The organism is Rhodoferax sp. UBA5149 (assembly GCF_002413825.1).
Classification (GTDB): domain Bacteria; phylum Pseudomonadota; class Gammaproteobacteria; order Burkholderiales; family Burkholderiaceae_C; genus Rhodoferax.
In genome coordinates this window covers 1-7054 of sequence record NZ_DHXT01000084.1, presented here as the reverse complement: position 1 = coordinate 7054, position 7054 = coordinate 1, and the positions used below count along the sequence as shown (strand labels likewise).

Below are 7054 nucleotides of genomic sequence, written 5' to 3'. Positions count from 1 at the left end.
GTCGACCTCGGGCGCAACGACCTGGGCCGGGTCTGCGAGTACGGGACGGTCAGCGTCGACGAGCTGATGGTGGTCGAGACCTACTCGCACGTCCTTCACATCGTCAGCCAGGTCTCGGGCACGCTGCGCTCCTTGCGGCTGAGGTAGCGCACGCGGGTTTCCTTGTGGTTGCTCAACTGGTCGCGCAACACCATCTCGGTCATCATGGTCGGGGCAGCGGGCTTGTCCATGACAAAGCGGGCCTGCTTGGCCAGCTTGTCCGACTGCACGTACAAATCGGCCCGGATCGGCTCACGGCGCGCTTTGCCCAGCCACAGCTCAATGCGCTGGTAGGTCACGCCCTTGCGACTGGCGTTCAGGCTCAGGTGCAGACAGGCTTGCTGGGCCGCCCCCTCGCTGGCGTCACCACAACGCTCTTCACCGACCAGCGCGCCCGTGTAGTCGTCGGCCCAGCTCATGGTGGCGACATCGCCGGTGGACGCGTCCCCCAGCAGCTTTTGCATTGGCGTGATGCGCAAGGGGCGCTGGCTGTTGGGCATCAGGAGCCAGAAGTCGTCGCCCAGCATCAGCACCTTCTGGCCTTTTTCGGCCGGGCTTTGCATCAGCACCAGCGACTGGTGTTTGGCCTGCGCAAACACGGTGTAGCGCCGTTCCTTGTCGGGCGTGCCGTCGCTGTTGAACACACTGATCTGCGTCTCCACCTGCAGGTTGTCGGCACTCATGCGAAAGCGATCGGCGGCTTTGAGCAGCGTGCCTATGTCCTGGGCCTGGGCCTGCAGACCAAGCACGGCCAGTGTTGCCACAAGTCTCAAGCGGGTGAGAAATTTCATGGTGAATCCCCAAGTTTCAAACAGGTTTCGTTTCAGGTGTGGGCCAGGGCATCAACCACCGGCATATGCACCGTCTTGCGGGCGATCCAGACCGAGGCCAGCACCGTCAGCGCGACCATCGACAGCATCGTCGCCAGGTACATGGCCGAGTCAAAGGTGATGATTAGCGGGTAGCCCACCGAACGCCCCGGTGGCGGCGGCATTTGCACCGGCACCAGCAGCAGAAACACGGTGACTGCCAGCGCCAGCAAGGCGCCCGCGATGGCGCCCACGCCGCCCAGCACCATGCCCTCCAGACCAAGCGTGCGCAGCAACTGCGACGGCAAGGTGCCCAAGGCCCGCAGCGTGCCGATCTCACGCGTGCGCTCGATGATGGCCATGGCCATCGCGTTGGTCACGACAAACACCACGATCAGACCGATGATCAGGCCCAGCGCCCCGAAAATACGGTTGTACAGATCCCGCACCGATTTGTAGAAGAAGGCCTGATCAAGCCAGGTTTGCACCTTCAACGCCGGATGGGCCGCGGCCAAGCGCTGCTGCGCCGCGCCGGTCATCTCCATGCGGTTCAAGAACACGCCCAGGCTGGAGACCCGTTTCGTATTGAGCAGCTTTTGCGCCGTCGCGATGTCGGTGTAGATGAAGCGCCGGTCCATGTCGGGCACGCCGGTCGAGAAGATGCCTTTGACCTGAACATCCATCGCGTTCAAGGCGCCTTCGGAGGTGCTGGCCAACAGCGTCAGGCTGCTGCCGGGTTTGGCTTTGAGGCTGCGCGCCAGGCCCTCGCCCAGCATCACCTCGGCCTCCTTGGAGCCACTGACCAGCACCGCACCCGCCGTGATCGTCAGGAACGGGCCTTTCACGGCAAATTCGGCGTCCGGGTCGATGCCGGTGGCCATCATGACGGTCGACTTGTCCCCGTTGCTGATGAGCCCGCTGAACTCCACCCGTGGCAGCACGCTGCGCACCTCGGGGTCGGCCAGCAGGCTGGCGCTCAGCGCCGAGGCGTTGTCCAGTCCGTGTTGCAGCGGCGTGTCTTCATCCTTGTTGAACTGGTCCGGCTTGGCAATGATCAAGTGCCCGGTGCTGCGAGCGGCGGCCTCCGCCAACGCCTTGTAGGTGGATAAGGCAAAGCCTCCCGCCACCAAAATGGCCGCCGTGCCCAGTGCCGCGATGGACACCGTCACCAGTGAGCGGCGACGGTTGCGCAGCGTGTTCTGCCACGCGAATTTCAACCACATCGTAGACATCATTGCAGTCTCCCATCCAGCAGCGCCACGATGCGGTCGCAGCGCTTGGTGAGGCGGCTGTCATGCGTGGCAATGATAAAAGCGGCCCCTTCGGCATGGCCGCGTTCGCGCATCAAGTCCAGCACCTGATCCGCCGTGTGCGAATCCAGGCTGGCGGTGGGCTCGTCGGCAATCACCAGCCGGGGCCGTTTGACCAGCGCGCGTGCAATCGCCACGCGCTGGCGCTGTCCGCCTGACAGCGCATCGGGCCGATGCTGGGCATGCTCTTGCAGGCCCACCGCCACCAGCTGGGCGGCGACCCGTTCGCGCCGCTCGGCCGCCGGTACGCCGGCAATGAACAAGGGGTAGTCGACGTTTTCGGCCACCGTCATCACCGGCACCAGGTTGAAGCTTTGGAACACAAAGCCCATCGCATCGCGGCGCATCAGCGTGCGCTGGATTTCATCCAGACCGCCCATCGAGCGCCCATCCAGCACGATGTCGCCGGAATCAGGCGTGTCGATCAGTCCGCACAGGTTGAGGATGGTGCTTTTGCCACTGCCCGACGGGCCGGTCAGCGCCAGCAGCTCGCCGCGCTGCACCGCCAGATCGACGCCTTGCAGCGCGCGCACCACGTGCTCGCCCAGGCGATAGGTCTTGTGCACCGCGTGCAGCTCGACCACGTTGTGATGGGTCGTGCTCATGCTGCAAGTGCCTTGAGTTGTTCGAGCGCCAGCGGGGCCTGGGGCGCATGGCTGCTGATCACGTCATTCAGGTAGCGACGCGCGTCGTCGAGGCGCTTGTCCTTGGTGGCCAACTTGGCGGCGCGCAGCCATACCGCGCCGCGAAATTCCAGCGGTGAAGTGACAAAAAGGCTGCTTCCCATCACGTCGCCCAACAGCTTGGCGCCGCGTGCGCCCCGGTTCATGAAACCCGGCATCGCCAAAAAAGTATTGGCGGCCACAAAGCGAACCTCCAGCGCGGCGGGTGGCCCGTTTGGCAGCACGGCGGCGTGCTCGGGGCTCACCAAGGCGAGCGCCTTGTCCAGCAGCGCCAGCCCGTCCTCGGCATAGGCCATCTTTTTCCACGGCAGCCAGGTGGTGGTGGCTTTCAGGGCGACGCTCGCCCCTTCATAGGCCATCAGCACCGGATTGGCCGGCTCGGTCTGGCGCAAGGCCGCAAACGCGTCGGCCGCTGGCTCAATCGACGCGCCATTCCCGGCTGCGGCCTGTGTGAAGGCGGCAAAAGCACTCCGGAACTGGGCTGGCGGCACGGCAAAAGCAGCGTGCGCCACCAACAGCAAAGTCAAGGCCACGCTGGTCGATCTGGCCGCGCGGGCGGCAGAGATGCTTGAAGACATTGAAGACATTGAAAACTCCTGTGAAAGGGTGAACTACGAGGGCAACGGACGCAAGCGTAGGCGGCGAGGCCACGCCATGCACCCGGTTTGCGATGGGTTGCGCCACGCGGGCGCCAAATGCAGAAAAATGGGCGTCACAGGTGCGCTCGGATGCCTGCTCATTGAACTGCTCATTGAACTTGCCTAAGACCCGGCGGCGGGCTACGATCTAAGCTACCAACATACAAGAAAGAGGAGCCCGACATGACCATCCAGTACACCACCGTGGCGGATCGCCTGCCAGAAAACAAGATGCGGCTGTACCCCACCCAGGTCATCAACATCATTGGCGGACCGGGCTGCGACAAGTCGCTGTTCTCTTCGGCCATCATCCTGAACCTGAACCTGCGGCACAAGACTGTGGAGACGATTCCCGACTACGCCAAGTTACTGGTCTGGCAAAGAGATTTTGAAGCGCTGAAGAACCAGTACCAGATTGCCCAGCGCCAGTTTGAAATGATCGAACTGCTGGACGGCCAGGTGCAATTCCTGGTGACCGAATGCTCATTGCCGCAAATGCTTTATTACAACGAGCATTACGCCGACAACATATGCGACGTTGCCAAAACCAGGCATAAGATTCTGGAGTGGTACAAGCAACACAATAACGTGAACATCCTGGTGGAGCGCGGCGATAAAAGATATGTCCACACCGGGCGTTTTCAGGACGAAGATCAAGCGATCAAAATTGACCACGTCCTGCGGGCTACCTTGACCCGCGAGGGCATGCACTACACCCTGCTGGCCCCGGACATTGAGGCCATCAATATCTTTGCGCACACACTGGAATAGCCGCTGCCCTAGCCGCGCAGCCCTGCCGGCACCCAGGCACTCAGGCGTTCGTTGATGCGATCTTCATGGCGCTGCCACCAGATGCCCAGTGCCACCACACCGAGACCCAGCAGCGTCAGCACGAACGGGAACATCAGGCTGTCCTGGAACACGCGGTACGACAAATAACCCAGATAACCGGCCACGCCCAAGGCGCCCAGCACCGTGAACACCCGCCGCCCGATGACCGCGCCGACGAACACCAGCAACACATTGATCAACGCATAGGCAAACTTGGCCCATTCCGAGCTTGAATCGCGCATGCTCAAACCGCACCAGAACATGATGGCGCCAAACAGGTAGAGCCAGAACGCATAGTCCTGCCGCCAGCTGGGCTGTTGCGCGCGCCGGCTGCGCACATCGACCCACACCGCCACGGCACAGGTGGCCAGGCCAAACACCAGGGACACATCGCGCGTGAACTTCCAGTCAAAACCGTCGTTTTGCATCAGGGCGTTGGCCACGTCCATGCTCATATACCACAGCGTCACCGCGATCGGCATCACCATGAACGGCAAGCGGTAGCGCCACAGCATCAGTACACCGGCGGCCAGCGTGGCGAATTCGAGCGTCATCCAACGCCAGTTGATGTGCGTGTGGTAGCCCGAGTAGCGCTCCGGCCCGCCCGGCGGCCACAGGCCCAGGCCCTGCTGCACGCACCACACAATCAGCGGCACCAAGCACACCGCCAGCGTGGCCAGAATGCCGGCGGGAATGGGCAGCTGGCGGGCCTTCAGATGATCGGCCACCGTCAGGCAGGCCACCAGATAGCCGGCACTGATCGCCAGCAGGCCCCAGGCGCCAAAGGCCTGCCAGCCCAAGGTCATGAACAGCGTCATGGCGCCAATGGCCACCATGCCGCCGAAGTAATACAGGGTGTTGGTGAAGTTGAAGCCGGGCCCCCCCAGCGCCGGCAAGCCAAGCGCCTCTGGCAGGCCCTGCAAGCTGGCCAGCGCCGAAGTCGAAGTCGAAGTCGATGACGAAGCCGACCAGCGCGACCACAGTTGCTGCGCCTGCGCGGTAGAAATAATGCCATCCTCCACCGCAGCTTGCAGGTCGTGTCGGCCCAGCTCTAGCGTGATGGGAGTTTGGCCGGGCGAGTCGATGGTATGCATGGGGAGTGAATGCGGAAGCCGTGATTGCCGTGCATGGTACTGCACGGCCACCCGAATTGAATGCGTCGCCAGCGGGGTTTGCGCGTCTAAAATCATTCGCATGAGCCTTCCCACCCCCGCCCCTGCCAGCCCGACCCCCGCCAAACCCAGCAACTTCCTGCGCCAGATCATCGAGCAAGACCTGGCCAAAGGCACCTACGCCACGCGCCGCTGGGGCGGCAGCCCCGGCGACGGCGCCCACCACGCCAAGGGCCAGAGCGACCCGGCCAAGATCCGCACCCGCTTTCCGCCCGAGCCCAATGGCTACCTGCACATCGGCCACGCCAAAAGCATCTGCCTGAACTTTGGCCTGGCGCGTGACTATGGCGGCGTATGCCACCTGCGCTTTGACGACACCAACCCCGAGAAGGAAGATGTTGAATACGTCAACAGCATCATCGACGCCGTGCAATGGCTGGGCTTTGACTGGAACGCCAACGGCAGCTCGCATCTGTACCAGGCCAGCGACGACTTTGATTTCATGTACCGCGCGGCGGAGTTTCTGATCGAGGCCGGCTACGCCTATGTGGACGAGCAAACCGTGGAGCAGATCCGCATCAACCGCGGCGACTTCGGCAAGCCCGGCGTCAACAGCCCGTTCCGCGCCCGCACCCCGGCCGAGAACCTGGCCCGCTTTCGTGAAATGCGCGACCACCAGCATGAAGACGGCGCCATGGTGCTGCGCGCCAAGATCGACATGGCCAGCCCCAACATCAACTTGCGCGACCCCGCCATCTACCGCATCCGCCGCGCCACGCACCACAACACCGGCGACAAATGGTGCATCTACCCGATGTACACCTTTGCCCACCCGATTGAGGACGCGCTGGAGAACATCACCCACAGCATCTGCACGCTCGAATTTGAAGACCAGCGCCCGTTTTACGACTGGCTGATGGAGCGCCTGACGGAAGTCACGACGCTGCCCGACGGTCGCATCGCGGGCGGCCTGCTCGCCAGCCCGCCGCCGCACCAGTACGAATTTGCCCGCCTCAACCTCACCTACGTCGTCACCAGCAAACGTAAGCTCGCGCAACTGGTATACGACCACAAAGTGAGCGGCTGGGACGACCCGCGCATGCCCACCATCGTCGGCCTGCGCCGCCGCGGCTACACGCCCGAGGCGCTGCAACTGTTTGCCGAGCGCATTGGCGTCACCAAAAGCGACAGCTGGATTGACTACAGCACCCTGGAAGGCTGCCTGCGCGAAATGCTGGACTCGACCGCCACCCGCGCCATGGCCGTGCTCGACCCGGTGAAACTGGTGCTGACCAACTGGGACGAAGTCATGGGCGCCGGCACGCTGGACGACTGCAGCGCCCCGATTCACCCGCACCACCCCGAGCTGGGCAAACGCAGCTTCAAAATCGGCAAAGAGGTGTGGATTGACCGCAGTGACTTTGAAGAGACGCCGCCCAAAGGCTTCTTCCGCCTGTTCCCCGCCAACAAGGTGCGCCTGAAATACGGCCATGTCATCGAGTGCACCGGCTGCACCAAAGACGCGGACGGCAAGATCACCGAAGTGCTGGCCACCCTCGTCCCCGACACCAAGAGCGGCACGCCCGGCAGCGATGCCGTCAAGGTCAAAGGCGTCATCACCTGGGTCGCCGT

The 7054-nt window shown here is 63.2% G+C and carries 8 protein-coding genes; 3 read left to right on the top strand and 5 right to left on the bottom strand.

The genetic code is table 11. From position 1 onward, the window contains the following. The first annotated feature begins 21 nt into the window (after nt 1-21). Nucleotides 22-147: a chorismate-binding protein gene (locus B3V69_RS07045; protein ID WP_414707484.1), complete on the top strand. Its 126-nt coding sequence runs from the start codon at nt 22-24 to the stop codon at nt 145-147. Here the strand turns inward: B3V69_RS07045 and B3V69_RS20725 are convergent. From B3V69_RS20725 to B3V69_RS07025, 4 genes are read right to left on the bottom strand one after another with little or no spacing between them, the layout of a single operon-like run. Next, a complete protein-coding gene (locus B3V69_RS20725; protein WP_414707483.1) occupies nt 96-830 on the bottom strand; it encodes an outer membrane lipoprotein-sorting protein in 735 nt (244 codons plus the stop codon). The genes B3V69_RS07045 and B3V69_RS20725 overlap by 52 nt on opposite strands. Before the next feature lie 32 nt (nt 831-862). After that, the gene (locus B3V69_RS07035; protein ID WP_296445093.1) at nt 863-2083 is read right to left on the bottom strand and encodes an ABC transporter permease; all 1221 of its coding nucleotides are present in this window, start codon (nt 2081-2083) and stop codon (nt 863-865) included. After that, on the bottom strand, nt 2080-2763 hold the full coding sequence (locus tag B3V69_RS07030; protein WP_296445091.1) for an ABC transporter ATP-binding protein: 684 nt from the start codon (nt 2761-2763) through the stop codon (nt 2080-2082). Before B3V69_RS07030 ends, B3V69_RS07035 begins: the two co-directional genes overlap by 4 nt. Continuing rightward, on the bottom strand, nt 2760-3428 hold the full coding sequence (locus B3V69_RS07025) for a hypothetical protein (protein ID WP_296445089.1): 669 nt from the start codon (nt 3426-3428) through the stop codon (nt 2760-2762). Before B3V69_RS07025 ends, B3V69_RS07030 begins: the two co-directional genes overlap by 4 nt. Before the next feature lie 234 nt (nt 3429-3662). Between B3V69_RS07025 and B3V69_RS07020 the strand changes: the two genes are divergently transcribed. Then, complete coding sequence (locus B3V69_RS07020) at nt 3663-4250, top strand: AAA family ATPase (RefSeq protein WP_296445086.1); 588 nt, start codon at nt 3663-3665, stop codon at nt 4248-4250. 8 nt (nt 4251-4258) lie between these two features. On the opposite strand, the gene B3V69_RS07015 is transcribed toward B3V69_RS07020, so the two are convergent. Next, nucleotides 4259-5404 carry a DUF2157 domain-containing protein gene (locus B3V69_RS07015; protein WP_296445084.1) on the bottom strand — a complete coding sequence of 382 codons (1146 nt, stop codon included), beginning with the start codon at nt 5402-5404 and terminating at the stop codon, nt 4259-4261. 100 nt (nt 5405-5504) lie between these two features. Between B3V69_RS07015 and glnS the strand changes: the two genes are divergently transcribed. Then, on the top strand, nt 5505-7054 hold a 1550-nt coding region (gene glnS, locus B3V69_RS07010; RefSeq protein ID WP_296445083.1), incomplete at its 3' end, for a glutamine--tRNA ligase.